Below are 14,133 nucleotides of genomic sequence, written 5' to 3'. Positions count from 1 at the left end.
GGTCACGCTGCGAGCTCCTGCCGATGGGCGTCGAGGGCCCCGGCCATGCCGTCCCTCCCCGCCCCGAGCACGCTGCGCGAGACGGAGGCCAGAACGGAGTCGGCGGCGAGGCCGAAGAGTTCCCGCAGGGCAGTCAGTCGGCCGCCCTGGAAGCCGAAGCCCGGGGCGAGGACGGGCGTGTGCGCGAGGAGGACCGGGTCGATACCGGTCCGCGTGATCGGCTCGGTTGCGCCGATCACCACGCCGAGCATCCCCCATCCACTCGTTCCGGCGTTCTTGAGCGCAACATCCCGCGCAAGCTGACCGGCCACGGTGCGACCGGTGCCGGTGATCGACTGCTGCAGGTCTCGCGCCTCGGGGTTCGACGTCGCGGTCAGGATGAAGACCCCTCGATCGTGCTCGCGAGCGAGGTCGATCACCGGGGCGGCAGAGCCGAGACCCTGGTAGGCGACGACGGTCATCGCGTCGGCGCACAGCGGCGACGCGGGGTCCAGCCAGGCAGAGCCGTAGGCGGCCATCGTCGAGCCGATATCACCGCGCTTGGCGTCGGCGATGACGAGCAGACCCTGCGCTCGCGCGTGACCGATGACCTCCTCGAGCACCGCGTACCCCGCGGCTCCGAAGCGCTCGTAGAACGCTACCTGCGGCTTGACCACCCCGACGCGACCGTGCGCGGCGTCGACGGCCCTCAGCGCGAGCTCGCGGGCGCCGTCCGCGCTGTCGGGCAGGCCCCACTCGGCGAGCAGCGAGCCGTGCGGATCGAGCCCGAGGCACAGTCGGCCGTGCGTGTCGACCGCGCTGCGCAGTCGCTCGCCGAACGAGGTCACCGCTGGGCCCGCCTCGCCAGAGCGTAGTCCTGCAGGCTCGTCACCGAGACGGGCTCACCCGCGCTCTCGAGGGAGGCAACCGCCGCACCGACCTGGGCGATCGTCGTGAACAACGGCTTGTCGGCCGCCACCGTCGCGGTGCGGATCTCGAAGCCGTCCGCACGGGCCGTGCGGCCGCTGGGCGTGTTGATGACGATGTCGACCTCGCCGTCGTTGATGAGATCGACGATCGAGCGCTCCGCCCCCGGCACGACCGCGGCTCCCTCAAAGTACTTGCGCACGACCCGCGCCGGGATGCCGTAGCGCGCCAGCACCTCCGCCGTGCCCTCTGTCGCCCAGATGGTGAACCCGAGCTGCATGAGGCGCAGGACCGGCAGGATGACGCTTCGCTTGTCCCGATCGGCCACCGAGACGAAGACGACACCGGTGTCGGGCAGCCCCCCGTAGGCAGCGTCCTGGCTCTTGGCGAACGCTCGCGGGAAGTCGCGGTCGATGCCCATGACCTCCCCCGTGGAGCGCATCTCCGGCCCGAGCACGGAGTCGACGATGCGGCCCTCGCTCGTGCGGAACCGCTTGAACGGCAGCACGGCCTCCTTGACGGCGACGGGCGAGTCCATCGGCACCCGCGAGCCATCCTGAGCCGGCAGGAGCCCGCTGCCGACAAGGTGGCGGATGCTCGATCCCGCCATGAGCAGCGAGGCCGCCTTCGCGAGCGGGATGTCGAGCGCCTTCGACACGAAGGGCACCGTGCGCGAGGCGCGCGGGTTCGCCTCGAGCACGTAGAGCACCCCCTGGCCGATCGCGAACTGCACGTTGATGAGGCCCTGCACGCCGATGCCGTGGGCGATGCGGCGCGTCGCCTCCACGACCCTGTCGATGACGTCGCGCCCGAGGGTCACCGGCGGCAGGGTGCACGCCGAGTCTCCCGAGTGGATGCCGGCCTCCTCGATGTGCTCCATGATGCCGCCGACGTACAGCTCGGTGCCGTCGTAGAGGGCGTCGACGTCGATCTCCACCGCGTCATCGAGGAAGCGGTCGACGAGCAGCGGCTGGGCGGGGCCGATGATGGCCTGATCCTGCACGCGCTCGAAGTAATCGAGCAGCGAAGGGCTGTCGTAGACGATCTCCATCCCGCGCCCGCCGAGCACGAAGCTCGGGCGCACCAGCACCGGGTAGCCGATCTCCTCGGCCACGACGACGGCCGAGGCGGCGTCGATCGCCGTGCCGTTCCGGGGCGCGTGCAGCTCCGCCGCGTCGAGGATGCGCGAAAACGCGCCGCGCTCTTCGGCGAGGTCGATCGCGTCGGGCGTCGTGCCGAGGATCGGCACACCGGCGTCGGCGAGACCGTGGGCGAGCCCGAGAGCGGTCTGTCCACCGAGCTGCACGATCACTCCGACGAGCTCGCCGGACTGCGACTCGGCGTGGATGATCTCGAGCACATCCTCGAGCGTCAGCGGCTCGAAATAGAGGCGATCGGAGGTGTCGTAGTCCGTCGAGACCGTCTCCGGGTTGCAGTTGATCATGATCGTCTCGAAGCCCGCGTCGCGCAGGGCGAAGCTCGCGTGCACGCAGCTGTAGTCGAACTCGATGCCCTGGCCGATGCGGTTCGGTCCCGATCCGAGAATGACGACCTTGCGCGCATCGCTCGGCATCACTTCCGTCTCGAGGTCGTAGCTGGAGTAGTGATAGGGCGTGAGCGCGGGGAACTCGCCGCCGCACGTGTCGACCGTCTTGAACACGGGGCGCAGGCCTGTCGCGTGGCGCTGCGCGCGCACGGCCGTCTCGGTCGTGCCACGCAACGAGGCGAGCTGGGCGTCGCTGAAGCCGTGGTCTTTCGCGCGGCGCAGCAGGGTGTCGGTGAGCTCGCCTGCGCTGGCGACCTCCTCGGCGATCTCGTTGATGAGCACCATCTGGTCGAGGAACCACGGGTCGATGCCCGTGGCGGTGAAGGCCTGCTCGACGCTCGCCCCGGCGCGCAGGGCCTGCTGCACCGTCACAATGCGCCCGTCGGTGGGGGTGGCAGCGAGCGCCAGGAGTGCCGCGGGGTCACCCGCGGCGCCTTCCCAGTGGAACGAGCTGCCCCGCTTCTCGAGACTGCGCAGCGCCTTCTGCAGAGCGGTGGTGTAGTTGCGCCCGATCGCCATGGCCTCGCCGACCGACTTCATGGTCGTCGTCAGCGTCGTGTCGGCGCCCGGGAACTTCTCGAAGGCGAACCTCGGCACCTTCACGACGACGTAGTCGAGGGTCGGCTCGAAGCTCGCCGGTGTGACCCTGGTGATGTCGTTGGGAATCTCGTCGAGGCGGTAGCCGATCGCGAGCTTCGCGGCGATCTTCGCGATGGGAAAGCCTGTGGCTTTGGAGGCGAGAGCGCTCGACCGCGACACGCGCGGGTTCATCTCGATGACGATGAGCCGCCCGGTCGCGGGGTCCACGGCGAACTGCACGTTGCAGCCGCCCGTATCGACGCCGACGTCGCGGATGATCTGCAGGCCCACGTCGCGCATGTTCTGGTACTCGCGGTCGGTGAGGGTCAGTGCGGGCGCGACCGTGATCGAGTCGCCCGTGTGCACGCCGACGGGGTCGACGTTCTCGATCGAGCAGACCACGACCGTGTTGTCGGCATGGTCGCGCATGAGCTCGAGCTCGTACTCCTTCCACCCCAGGATCGACTCCTCGAGCAGCACCTCGGTGGTGGGCGACTGGTGCAGTCCGTCGGCGACCATCCTCTCGAGTTCCTGGCGGGTGTACGCGAAGCCAGAGCCCAGGCCGCCCATGGTGAACGAGGGCCGGATCACGAGCGGATACCCCAGGTCCTCGGCGAAGTCGACGGCCTCGGCCACGGTGCGCGCAATATGGCTGCGCGCCACATCGGCACCGGCCGCGATCACGAGGTCCTTGAAGAGCTGGCGATCCTCCGCCTTGTGGATGGCCTCGAACGACGCGCCGATGAGCTCGACGTCGTACTTCTCGAGAATCCCCTGTTCGTGCAGCGCGATGGCCGCGTTGAGCGCCGTCTGGCCGCCGAGGGTCGGCAGCACGGCGTCCGGGCGCTCCTTCGCGATGATCGCCTCGATCACCTCCGGGTTGATCGGCTCGACGTACGTCGCGTCGGCGAAGTCGGGGTCGGTCATGATGGTCGCCGGGTTCGAGTTCACGAGGATCACGCGGATGCCCTCCTCGCGCAGCACACGGCAGGCCTGCGTGCCGGAGTAGTCGAACTCGCAGGCCTGCCCGATGACGATGGGGCCGGAGCCGATGACGAGAACGCTGCGGATGTCGTCGCGCTTGGGCATTACGGAGTGTCCTTCGAGTTCTGCACGGCGAGGACGAGCTCGCGGAAGCGGTCGAACAGGTACGTGGAGTCGTGCGGGCCGGCGGCCGCTTCGGGGTGGTACTGCACCGAGAAGGCGGGGATGTCCAGGGCCCGCAATCCCTCGACGACGTTGTCGTTCAGGCCGATGTGGCTGACCTCGACGCGCCCAAAGCCGGCGGGGCTCTCGACGATCCCCTCACGGGGCGCATCGACCGCGAACCCGTGGTTGTGGGCGGTGATCTCGATGCGGCCGGACTGACGGTCGAGGACGGGCTGGTTGATGCCCCGGTGCCCGAACGGCAGCTTGTAGGTGCCGAAGCCGAGGGCGCGCCCGAGGAGCTGGTTGCCGAAGCAGATGCCGAAGAACGGCAGCCCCTCGCGCAGGACCCCCTGGAGCAGCTCGACGTGGGCGTCGCTCGCCGCGGGGTCGCCGGGGCCGTTCGAGTAGAAGACGGCCGCGGGCTCGAGCGCGAGCATCTCGGCCAGGGTCGTCGACTGCGGCAGCACGTGAACCTCGAAGCCGCGCGCGGCGAGCTGGCGCAGTGTCGACTCCTTGACGCCGAGGTCGAGCACGGCGAGCCTGCCGATCGTGTCCCCTTCCGCGGGCAGCACGGTCGCCGCGGCGACGGAGACCTCGCTCGAGAGGTTGCGGCCGAGCATGCCGGCCGACTCTCGCACGAGGGCGAGTTGCTCGGCAGCGTCGAGCACGGCGTCCTCTCCGGAGAAGATGCCGGCCCTCATCACCCCGGCGTCACGCAGGCGGCGGGTGACAGAGCGCGTGTCGATGCCGCTGATGCCCACGACCCCGTGCGCGACGAGGTCGTCGTCGAGGCTGCGGGTCGCCCGATGATTCGAGACGACGCGGGAGGGATCGCGCACGACGAAGCCGTCGACCCAGATGCGCCGCGATTCGACATCCTCATCGTTCATGCCCGTGTTGCCGATGTGCGGGGCGGTCATGACGACGATCTGCCCGGCGTAGCTCGGGTCGGTGAGCGTCTCCTGGTACCCACTCATGCCGGTGGCGAAGACGGCCTCGCCGAGCGTTCGGCCCTGGGCGCCGTAGGCGCGGCCGTCGTAGCGGGTTCCGTCTTCCAGGACGAGGACGGCGGGTGCGTGAGTCACTCGGGGCTTCCTTCAGGGGTGGCAGGGGTGAGAACGGTCGTGGTGGCGTCGAGCATCGCACGGCTGCTCTCGGGGCTCAGACGCAGGTAGCTGTCGACGGGCAGCTCGTCGAGCATCCAGTCCAGCACGACGAGGCCGCCGGGCTCGACCACGCGGTCGATCGCCCAGGTAGCGCGCCCGGCGGCACGGAGGGATCCTCCGGGGACGAACACGTCATCGTTGCCGCGCAGGGAGAGCACGATGCCCTCGGGATGCACGGCGATCGCGCATCTCGCGCGAAACCCGAGACCATGTACGGTGATGCGGTCGAGCTGATCGCCGCCGCGCGTCGTCGCGACGTACAAGCCGTCGCCCCGCCACAGCGGCTCGCCGAGGGACGCCGGCGGGGCAGCCGGGCGGGGCAGCTCCGCCTGCGAGCGCGCTCGACGGCGCCAGCCCAGCAGCATGAGTGCGAGCAGCACCATGAGCACGGCGACGATGATCGCGGCGGGGAGCAGCCTCTCCATGTCAGCTCCTCTCCCCTGTGCCGAGGGTGGCGGGGTCGGCGAGCTGGCCGTCGGAGACGGTGATCGCTCCCGCGTGGATGGTCGCCACGACGCGTCCCGGCAGCTCGCGCCCGGCGTAGGGGGTGTTGCTGCTGCGGCCGCGCAGGTCGGCCGTCGACCACTGGCGTGTCGCGACCGGGTCGACGAGGGCGACGTGCGCGGTCGATCCGATCGCGAGGGGTGCGCCGTACCCCTCGAGCTGGCCGATGCGGGCGGGAGTCTGAGAGAGCACGCGCGCGACATCGGCCCAGTCGAGCAGGCCCGACGCGACCATCGTGAGCTGCACGACGCTGAGGGCAGACTCCAACCCGACCATGCCGAAGGCGGCCTCGGCCCAGGCGCACTCCTTCGCCTCGCTTGGATGCGGTGCGTGGTCCGTCGCCACGATGTCGATCGTTCCGTCGGCGAGAGCCGCGCGCAGCGCCTGCACGTCCTCATCGCGGCGCAGGGGCGGGTTGACCTTGAATCGCGCGTCGTAGCCGCGCGCGAGCTCCTCGGTGAGCAACAGGTGATGGGGGGTCACCTCGGCGGTCACGGCGATGCCGCGCGCTTTCGCCCATCGGACGATGTCAACAGAGCCAGCGGTCGAGACGTGGCACACGTGCAGGCGCGCACCGACGTGCTCGGCGAGCAGGACATCCCGCGCGATGATCGCCTCCTCGGCGACGGCCGGCCAGCCGGCCAGGCCCAGCTCACCGGAGAGCGCCCCCTCGTTCATCTGCGCCCCCTCCGTGAGGCGGGGCTCCTGCGCGTGCTGGGCGATGACTCCGCCGAAGGTCGCGACGTACTCGAGCGCGCGGCGCATCAGGAGCGGGTCGGCCACGCACAGTCCGTCGTCGCTGAAGACGCGCACGGCCGCACGCGAACGCGCCATCGCCCCGATCTCAGCGAGGCGCTGCCCCGCAAGCCCGACCGTGACGGCCCCGATCGGCCGCACGGTCGCGTAGCCGTGCTCGTCTCCGAGGCGCGCCACCTGCTCGACCACGCCGGCCGTGTCTGCCACGGGCGAGGTGTTGGCCATCGCGTGCACGGCGGTGAAGCCGCCCGCAGCGGCCGCCCGAGTGCCCGTCAGCACGGTCTCGCTCGCCTCGAAGCCGGGCTCCCGAAGATGCGTGTGGAGGTCGACCAGGCCGGGGAGCGCCACGAGACCGTCGGCGTCGATCACCGTCTCGCCCCGCTCGGCCGTGAGAGAGCCCCGGGAAGCGATCTCGCCGTCGCGGATGCGCAGGTCCTCCCGCTCTCCCCCGAGGATCGCGGCGCCGCGCACGAGAATGCTGGTCACGATTCCTCCTGCGATTCTCCGGCCACGAGCAGGTACAGCACGGCCATGCGGATGAAGACCCCGTTCGACACCTGGTCGAGCACGGTCGACGCAGGCGAGTCGGCGGCGACCGACGAGATCTCGAGCCCCCGGTTCATCGGCCCGGGGTGCATGACCATCGTATCGGGGCCGAGCCTCGCCGCCCGTTCGGCAGAGAGGCCCCATTCGCGCGCGTACTCGCGTGCCGAGGGGAAGTAGGCGTCGTGCATGCGTTCGCTCTGGATGCGCAGCATCATGACCGCGTCCGGCGCGGTCTCGAGTGCCTCGTCCAGGCTCTCGTGCACCGTGACCGGCCACGTGGCGATCCCGCTCGGCAGCAGGGTGCGCGGTGCGACGAGATGCACGTGCGCGCCGAGCGTCGTGAGCAGCCAGACGTTGGAGCGCGCGACGCGCGAGTGCAGGATGTCGCCGACGATCACGATGCGCATCCCCGCGAGATCACGCCCGAGCGCCTCGTCGCCGAAGCGCCGGGAGCGGATCGTGTAGGCATCGAGGAGCGCCTGGGTGGGGTGCTCGTGCGTGCCGTCGCCCGCATTGATGATCGTCGCGTCAATCCAGCCCGCGTGCGCGAGCAGCTCCGCGGCGCCGGAGACCCCGTGCCGCACGACGATGGCGTCCGCCCCCATCGCCTCGAGCGTCTGCGCGGTGTCCTTGAGGCCCTCGCCCTTCGACACGCTCGAGCCCTTCGCACTGAAGGTGATGACGTCGGCGCTCAAGCGCTTGGCGGCGGACTCGAAGGAGAGGCGCGTGCGCGTGGAGTCCTCGAAGAACAGGTTGACGACGGTCCGGCCGCGCAGGGTCGGCAGCTTGCGCACGGCCCGATCGGCGGTGCGCGACATCTCCAGCGCCGTGTCGAGGATGCGCACGGCCGTGCCGCGATCGATCTCGCGCGTGCTCAGCAGGTGCTTCACGGCTCGATCACGACCTCGTCGGCGCCGTCGAACTCCTCGAGCCTCACCGAGACGCGCTCGCTCGTCGACGATGGCAGGTTCTTGCCGACGAAGTCGGCGCGGATCGGTAGCTCTCGGTGCCCGCGGTCGACGAGAACGGCGAGGCGCACGGCGCGCGGCCGACCGTGGTCGGCGAGGGCGTCGAGTGCGGCGCGGATCGTGCGCCCCGAGTAGAGCACGTCGTCCACGAGCACGACGATCGCGTCGTCGATGCCCTCGGCGGGAATGCGCGTGGGGGCGGGAGCGCGCGTGGGGGTGCGCGCAAGGTCGTCGCGGTAGAGAGTGATGTCGAGCGCGCCGCTGCTCGAGGTGCCGGGCTCGATCTCCTCGACGATCGCCTGCAGGCGCGTCGCGAGCGCGACACCGCGGGTCGGGATGCCGAGGAAGACGAGCCTGCCCTCGCCGCGCCGGGACTCGAGAACCTCGTGGGCGATGCGGCGCAGAGCGCGCGTGATGTCAGGGCCGTGCAGCACGGGACGTGCGACCACCGTGACCTCCTTCCCCGCCTCACGGGACGGTTCTTAAAGGACGTCGAACGGCCTCAGTCTAGCGGCGCTACCCCCACCGCTTGAGCAGGGCGCGCTCGCCGAGCCCGATGATGGCGTCGGAGGTCTTGCCGAGCACGGCGAGCAGGATGATCGCGAGGAAGATGCGGTCGACGCGGCCGTTGTACTGCGAGTCGGTGAGCAGGAAGCCGAGCCCCATCGAGGAGGCGATGAGCTCGGCGGCCACGAGGAAGAGCCACGCCTGCGCGAGCGCGAGCCGCAACCCCGAGACGATCGACGGCACGACTGCGGGCAGCTGCACGATCGCGAGCAGGCGCCCGTGACCCAGGCCGAAGGCTCGTCCCGCCTCGACGAGCTGGGGATCGACGTGGCGCAGCGCGCCGGCGACCGTCGTGAACACGGGGAAGGCCGCTCCGATGGCGATGAGCGTCACCTTCGACTCCTCGAAGATACCGAGGTAGATGATGAGCAGCGGCACCCAGGCCAGCGAGGGAACGGCGCGCAGGGCGCCGAGCGTGGGCCCCAGCAGCTGCGAGGCCATGCGGGAGAGCCCGACGAGCGCCCCGAGGGCGAGCCCGACGGTCGCCCCGATCGCGAAGCCGAGCAGCACGCGCTGCAGCGAGATGAGGATGTAGGTGCTCAGCAGGCCGTTCTCGGCGAGCTCCACGGCCGCGAGGACGACCTGCTCCGGCGAGGGCAGGATGACGGCGGAGATGTCGGTGAATGTCGTGACCGACCACCAGACCGCGACGAGGATGCCCGGCAGCAGCAGCCCGAGCAGGATCGAGCGCGCACTGGCGCGACCGGAGACCCCGTCGTCGGCCGCGCTCCCCGCGGCCGAGAACCCGAACGAGTCCGCCCAGCCGAGCAGCGATGCGGCGCGCCGCGGCGCCGCCGCCTGCTCCTCCGAAGAAGGGCGGGCGGCGGCGGGGAGGCTGGCGACTCCGCGTTCGTCGAAGCTCATCAGCCGATCGCGCTCGGGTCTGCTGCGCGCACGAAATCGGGGTAGAAGAGCGAGTCGAGCGCGTCGTCGATGAGCTGCTGGTTCGACACGTCGCCGCTCTCGACGAAGATCGGTCCGATGACCGCGAGCACCGCGCGGTGCTCCTCGCCCGGGACGGGGTCGATGTCGATGACCGTGCGCTCGATCGTCGCCTCCGCGATGGGCAGCTCGATGCCCGCGACCTCGGCGAGGATCGCCGCCGTCTCCTCCGGGTTGTCGAGCGCCCACTGGCGGGCCTTCTCGTACGCGTTCACGATGAGCTGCGCCAGGTCGGCGTGGTTCTCGATGAAGTCCTCGCTCGCGTTGAGGAAGCCGTAGGAGTTGAACGAGACATTGTCGTAGATGATCTCGGCGGTGCCGTTGTAGATCGACGTCGAGAGCATGGGGTCGAGACCGGCCCACGCGTCGACGGCACCGGTCTCGAGGGCACCTCGCCCATCGGCGTGCTGCAGGTTCTGCAGCGAGATGTCCTCGAGCGAGAGCCCGGCCTCGCCGAGCGCCTGCAGGAGGAAGAAGTACGGGTCGGTTCCCTTCGTCGCGGCGACGTTGCGGCCCGCGAGATCGGTGACCTCGGTGATGTCCGAGCCGGTCGGCACGAGCAGGGCCGACCAGTTGGGCTGGGTGTAGACGTCGATCACCTTGATGGGGCTGCCGTTGGCGCGAGCGAGCAGCGCGGCGGAACCCGCTGTCGATCCGACGTCGAGCGCATTGGCGCGCAGTCCCTCGTTCGCCTTGTTCGAGCCGGCCGACTGCACCCACGTGACGGCGACCTCGTCGCCGAGCTCGCTCTCGAGCCAGCCCTGGTCCTTGATGATGAGACTCAGCGGGTTGTACGTGGCGAAGTCGACGGTCAGGGTGTCCTTGGACCAGGTCGACCCCTCGGAGGTCGACCCCGAGGTGGCGCCCTCTCCGGCCACGCACCCGGTCATGGCCATCGCGGCCGCCGCGAGTGTCGCGGTGAGCACGGTCAGACGGGTTCGGGTGGTCATGATTGCCTCTCGTTGATGGTCGGTGGAGCGAGGTGGTCGTGGTGGTGGTGGTGCGGTCAGGAATCGTGGTGGCTGGGAACGCCGAGCGCGTCCAGCAGCTCGGCCCGCAGGCGCGCGAGCACGGTGGACGCTCGGTCGCGAGGGCGTGCTCCCGGCACATCGACGATGCGGGCGATCGTGGCCCCCGGGCGATCGAAGCGCCTGCCCAGCAGGACGACGCGATCCGCGAGCGCAAGCGCCTCCTCCACATCGTGCGTGACGAGCACGATCGTGGCGGGCTCGGCGCGGTGGATGTCGATGAGCAGGTCCTGCATCGTCAAGCGAGTGAGCGCGTCGAGGGCGCCGAAGGGCTCATCGAGCAGCAGCACGCCAGGGCCGCGCGCGAGCGCCCGCGCGAGGGATGCCCGCTGCGCCATGCCCCCGGAGATCTCCCGGGGCTTGAGCGCGGCCGCGTCCGTCAGCTGGACGAGCTCGAGCAGCTCGGAGACTCGGGCGGCTCCCTGCCGTCGGTCCACCCCGCGCGGCAGGCCGATCTCGATGTTGCGGCGCACCGTGCGCCACGGCAGCAGGCGGGGCTCCTGGAACGCGACGGCGCAACGCTGGTCGGCGACCGCGATGGGGGTGTGCTCGATCGTGAGCGAGCCGGAGGTGGGGCGGTCGAGGCCGCTAATCTGACGCAGGAGCGTCGACTTGCCGCAGCCCGAGGGGCCCAGGAGCGCCACGATCTCGCCGGGCGCGATGCGCATGTCGATGTCGCGGAGCACGACGCGGTCCGCCTCGCCGCGCGACCCGGGGAACGTGCGACCGACGCCGTGGAGCCCGACGGGCAGGGCCGGCGTCTCCGTGACGGTCGAGGGTGCGCTCAAGGACATGACCCCACCGTACGAGCGGCCCTCAGGCGGCCCAAACGCCGACGACACAGTGCGACACGGAGTGCAACACAACGTCACACACCGGCGTTCGGGCCATCGTTGCTAGACGATCGCCTTCGCCCCCGTCACCGGCACGCCGGAGATGACGCGATGGCGCACGGCGCCCGAAATCTGATCGACGATGACGGTCACGACGATGATGACGGTGAGCGTGATGCCGATGCGCTCCCAGTCCCGCCGTTCGAACACCTGCGCCAAGAGCGAGCCGACTCCTCCGGCGCCGAGGATGCCCAGGATGGCGCTCGCGCGGATGTTGATCTCGAACCGGTAGAGCCAGAAGGCGATGACCTCCGGGAGGATCTGCGGCGTGACCGCCCAGCGGAGCGTCTGCAGGGTGCGGGCCCCGCTCGAGCGCGTCGCCTCGCCCGGCCCGGTGGGCACTGCCTCGATGGCCTCGCTCGTGAGCTTGCCGAGCGTGCCGATCGAGCCGACCCCGATCGCGAGAGCCCCGGCGAGCGGCCCCAGGCCGAAGATCGGCAGCATGATGGCGATCGCGAGCACGAGCTCCGGCACGGCCCTGATGATGTTCAGGATCTGCCGGGTCGCGATCACGACGCCGCGCGGAGAGACATTCGAGGCGGCGAGGAAGCCGATGGGGAACGAGAACAGCGCCCCGATGACGGTGCCGATCCAGGCGATCTGGAGAGACTCGAGCATGAGGAGGATCGCGTCCATCCAGTACTGGCTGTACGGCTCGCTGAACGGGTTCTGCACGACGCCCTGCACCATGAGCCCGCCGTAGTTGAGCGAGAGCGCGGGCGCCTCGAGCAGTCTGGCCCAGTTCGCGTCGACGAGCACGAGGCACACGATCACGAGCGCGAGCACTCCGAGCTGCGTGAGCGTGTAGCGCAGGCGGCTCGGGGCGCTCGGCCGCGGGGCGGCACCTCGGCGCGTCGCCGGCGACGAGGGGATGCTCGCACTCATGTGAGCCTCCGGCGCAGGGACTGCGAGAGCAAGTCGATGAGGAACACCACGACGATGAGCAGCACGACGATCGCGGAGACGTTCGCGTAATTGAACCGCGCGAACTCCACGCTGATCGAGGAGCCGATGCCGCCGCCGCCGACGATGCCGATGACGACCGAGGCGCGGATGTTGAGCTCGAACACGTAGAGGCAGTACGAGAGGTAGTTGGGCAGAATCATGGGGACGACCGCGAAGCGCGCCCGCTGCAGCGAGGAGGCGCCGGCCGCGTCGGCGGCCTCGAGCGGACCGCGGTCCACCGCGTCGATCGTCTCGGAGGTGAGCTTGGCGATGATGCCGATGTTGAACATGATGAGGGCGAGGATGCCGGCGAGGGAGCCGGCCCCCACGAGGGCGAAGAACAGCAGCCCGTAGCCGACGTCGGGCAGCGACCGCACGACCGAGAGGAAGAGCTTCGCGGCGCGGTACAGGACGGGGTTCGAGGTCGTCACTCGCGAGGCGAGCAGCGACATGCCGAGGCCGATGACGCACCCCGCGAGCGTCGCGAGGACCGCGATGGAGAGCGTCTCGATGAACGGGCCGATCGTGCGCTCGATGTACGACCAGTTGGGCGCGAGGAACTCCTGGATGATGAACCAGCCGCGCCCCAGGTCCGTCCACAGCGGCGTCAGATCGAACTCGATGCCGAGCCCCGCCCACACCGTGATGGCGAGCACCGCGAGGATCGCGATGTAGGTGCCCGGCCGCGGCCGCGGGCGAGCCGGTCGCGCCGCGGTGGCGCGCGCCGCCGAGGTCGTGGTCACGCCCGCGTCGCCTTGCGCGTCGGCTCCGTCTCGCCCCCGGAGGCGGAAGCCTTCTGAGCGGCCTCCTGCTGCGCGGCCTCCTCTTCGGCGGAGAGGACGTCCTCGGCCGTGAGCGAGCGTCCATAGATCTCCTCGAACACCGCGTCATCGGCCTCGGCGGGAGTGCCGTCGAATACCACGCGACCGTCCCTCATGCCGATGATGCGGTCCGCGTAGCGACGCGCGAGGTCGAGGAAGTGCAGGTTGACGATGGTCGTGATGCCGAGCTCGTCGTTGATGCGCTCGAGGTCGCGCATGACCATGTGCGCCGTGGGCGGGTCGAGCGAGGCGACTGGCTCGTCCGCGAGGATCACCGTCGAGTCCTGGGCGAGCACGCGCGCGATCGCGACGCGCTGCTGCTGCCCGCCGGAGAGCTGGGAGGCGCGCACGTAGGCCTTCTCCACGATGCCGACGCGCTCGAGCGCCTGGAAGGCCCTCTCCCGATCCGCTGGACGGAAGTAGCCGACAAGGGAGAGCAGGAGCGGCGTCGCGTGCAATCGACCCACGAGGACGTTCTGCAGGACGGAGATGCGGCCGACCAGGTTGAAGGACTGGAAGATCATGCCGATGCGCGAGCGCAAGCGCCGCAGCTGCACGGGCTTCGCGCCGTCGACGTGCACGCCGTCGACGAGAAGCTGCCCGCCGGTGACCGGCACGAGCCCGTTGATCGAGCGCACGAGCGTCGACTTGCCGGCACCCGACAGGCCGACGACGACGACGAACTCCCCCGGATCGATGTCGAGCGTCACGCCGTCGAGACCGACGGTGCCTCCGGGATAGGTGACGGTCACGTCGCGGAAGGAGATCACGGGGCTGCTTTCGTCAGGCTGCCAGGGCGCACGAGGATGCACGAGGG

General features: G+C 70.2%; 13 protein-coding genes. All 13 read right to left on the bottom strand.

Translation table 11 applies throughout. From position 1 onward, the window contains the following. Window positions 1–2: 2 nt before the first annotated feature. Window positions 3–827, bottom strand: a complete 825-nt coding sequence (pyrF, locus tag RJQ01_RS08805) for an orotidine-5'-phosphate decarboxylase (protein ID WP_350476354.1) — start codon at window positions 825–827, stop codon at window positions 3–5. Then, window positions 824–4,120, bottom strand: coding sequence for a carbamoyl-phosphate synthase large subunit (carB, locus tag RJQ01_RS08800; RefSeq protein ID WP_350476353.1), 3,297 nt, complete (start codon window positions 4,118–4,120; stop codon window positions 824–826). Before carB ends, pyrF begins: the two co-directional genes overlap by 4 nt. Further along, the gene (gene carA, locus RJQ01_RS08795) at window positions 4,120–5,265 is read right to left on the bottom strand and encodes a glutamine-hydrolyzing carbamoyl-phosphate synthase small subunit (protein WP_350476352.1); all 1,146 of its coding nucleotides are present in this window, start codon (window positions 5,263–5,265) and stop codon (window positions 4,120–4,122) included. The genes carB and carA overlap by 1 nt, the downstream gene beginning before the upstream one ends. Next, complete coding sequence (locus tag RJQ01_RS08790) at window positions 5,262–5,771, bottom strand: PH-like domain-containing protein (RefSeq protein ID WP_350476351.1); 510 nt, start codon at window positions 5,769–5,771, stop codon at window positions 5,262–5,264. The genes carA and RJQ01_RS08790 overlap by 4 nt, the downstream gene beginning before the upstream one ends. Before the next feature lies 1 nt (window position 5,772). Further along, entirely contained in the window at window positions 5,773–7,095 is a 1,323-nt protein-coding gene (locus RJQ01_RS08785) for a dihydroorotase (protein WP_350476478.1), read from the bottom strand. After that, on the bottom strand, window positions 7,089–8,042 hold the full coding sequence (locus RJQ01_RS08780) for an aspartate carbamoyltransferase catalytic subunit (protein ID WP_350476350.1): 954 nt from the start codon (window positions 8,040–8,042) through the stop codon (window positions 7,089–7,091). The genes RJQ01_RS08785 and RJQ01_RS08780 overlap by 7 nt, the downstream gene beginning before the upstream one ends. Continuing rightward, on the bottom strand, window positions 8,039–8,569 hold the full coding sequence (pyrR, locus tag RJQ01_RS08775) for a bifunctional pyr operon transcriptional regulator/uracil phosphoribosyltransferase PyrR (RefSeq protein ID WP_350476349.1): 531 nt from the start codon (window positions 8,567–8,569) through the stop codon (window positions 8,039–8,041). The genes RJQ01_RS08780 and pyrR overlap by 4 nt, the downstream gene beginning before the upstream one ends. 67 nt (window positions 8,570–8,636) lie before the next feature. After that, window positions 8,637–9,551, bottom strand: coding sequence for an ABC transporter permease (locus tag RJQ01_RS08770; protein ID WP_350476348.1), 915 nt, complete (start codon window positions 9,549–9,551; stop codon window positions 8,637–8,639). Then, window positions 9,551–10,579, bottom strand: coding sequence for an aliphatic sulfonate ABC transporter substrate-binding protein (locus RJQ01_RS08765; protein ID WP_350476347.1), 1,029 nt, complete (start codon window positions 10,577–10,579; stop codon window positions 9,551–9,553). Before RJQ01_RS08765 ends, RJQ01_RS08770 begins: the two co-directional genes overlap by 1 nt. A 56-nt stretch (window positions 10,580–10,635) precedes the next feature. Continuing rightward, window positions 10,636–11,451, bottom strand: coding sequence for an ABC transporter ATP-binding protein (locus RJQ01_RS08760; RefSeq protein WP_350476346.1), 816 nt, complete (start codon window positions 11,449–11,451; stop codon window positions 10,636–10,638). Between the two features lie 102 nt (window positions 11,452–11,553). Next, entirely contained in the window at window positions 11,554–12,435 is an 882-nt protein-coding gene (gene phnE / locus RJQ01_RS08755) for a phosphonate ABC transporter, permease protein PhnE (RefSeq protein ID WP_350476345.1), read from the bottom strand. Further along, window positions 12,432–13,238 carry a phosphonate ABC transporter, permease protein PhnE gene (gene phnE, locus RJQ01_RS08750; protein ID WP_350476344.1) on the bottom strand — a complete coding sequence of 269 codons (807 nt, stop codon included), beginning with the start codon at window positions 13,236–13,238 and terminating at the stop codon, window positions 12,432–12,434. Before phnE (RJQ01_RS08750) ends, phnE (RJQ01_RS08755) begins: the two co-directional genes overlap by 4 nt. Beyond that, window positions 13,235–14,086: a phosphonate ABC transporter ATP-binding protein gene (gene phnC / locus RJQ01_RS08745; RefSeq protein ID WP_350476343.1), complete on the bottom strand. Its 852-nt coding sequence runs from the start codon at window positions 14,084–14,086 to the stop codon at window positions 13,235–13,237. Before phnC ends, phnE (RJQ01_RS08750) begins: the two co-directional genes overlap by 4 nt. Window positions 14,087–14,133 lie beyond the last annotated feature (47 nt).

Origin of the sequence: Microcella sp. (genome assembly GCF_040286215.1) — a bacterium.
GTDB lineage: Bacteria > Actinomycetota > Actinomycetes > Actinomycetales > Microbacteriaceae > Microcella.
This window is presented reverse-complemented; position numbering and strand designations above follow the sequence as displayed.

Excerpts from the sequence above, each read along its gene's own strand:
- carB (WP_350476353.1), bottom strand. The coding sequence starts at position 4,120 with ATGCCCAAGCGCGACGACATCCGCAGCGTTCTCGTCATCGGCTCCGGC.
- RJQ01_RS08790 (WP_350476351.1), bottom strand. The coding sequence starts at position 5,771 with ATGGAGAGGCTGCTCCCCGCCGCGATCATCGTCGCCGTGCTCATGGTG.
- RJQ01_RS08770 (WP_350476348.1), bottom strand. The coding sequence starts at position 9,551 with ATGAGCTTCGACGAACGCGGAGTCGCCAGCCTCCCCGCCGCCGCCCGC.
- RJQ01_RS08765 (WP_350476347.1), bottom strand. The coding sequence starts at position 10,579 with ATGACCACCCGAACCCGTCTGACCGTGCTCACCGCGACACTCGCGGCG.
- RJQ01_RS08760 (WP_350476346.1), bottom strand. The coding sequence starts at position 11,451 with ATGTCCTTGAGCGCACCCTCGACCGTCACGGAGACGCCGGCCCTGCCC.
- phnE (WP_350476345.1), bottom strand. The coding sequence starts at position 12,435 with ATGAGTGCGAGCATCCCCTCGTCGCCGGCGACGCGCCGAGGTGCCGCC.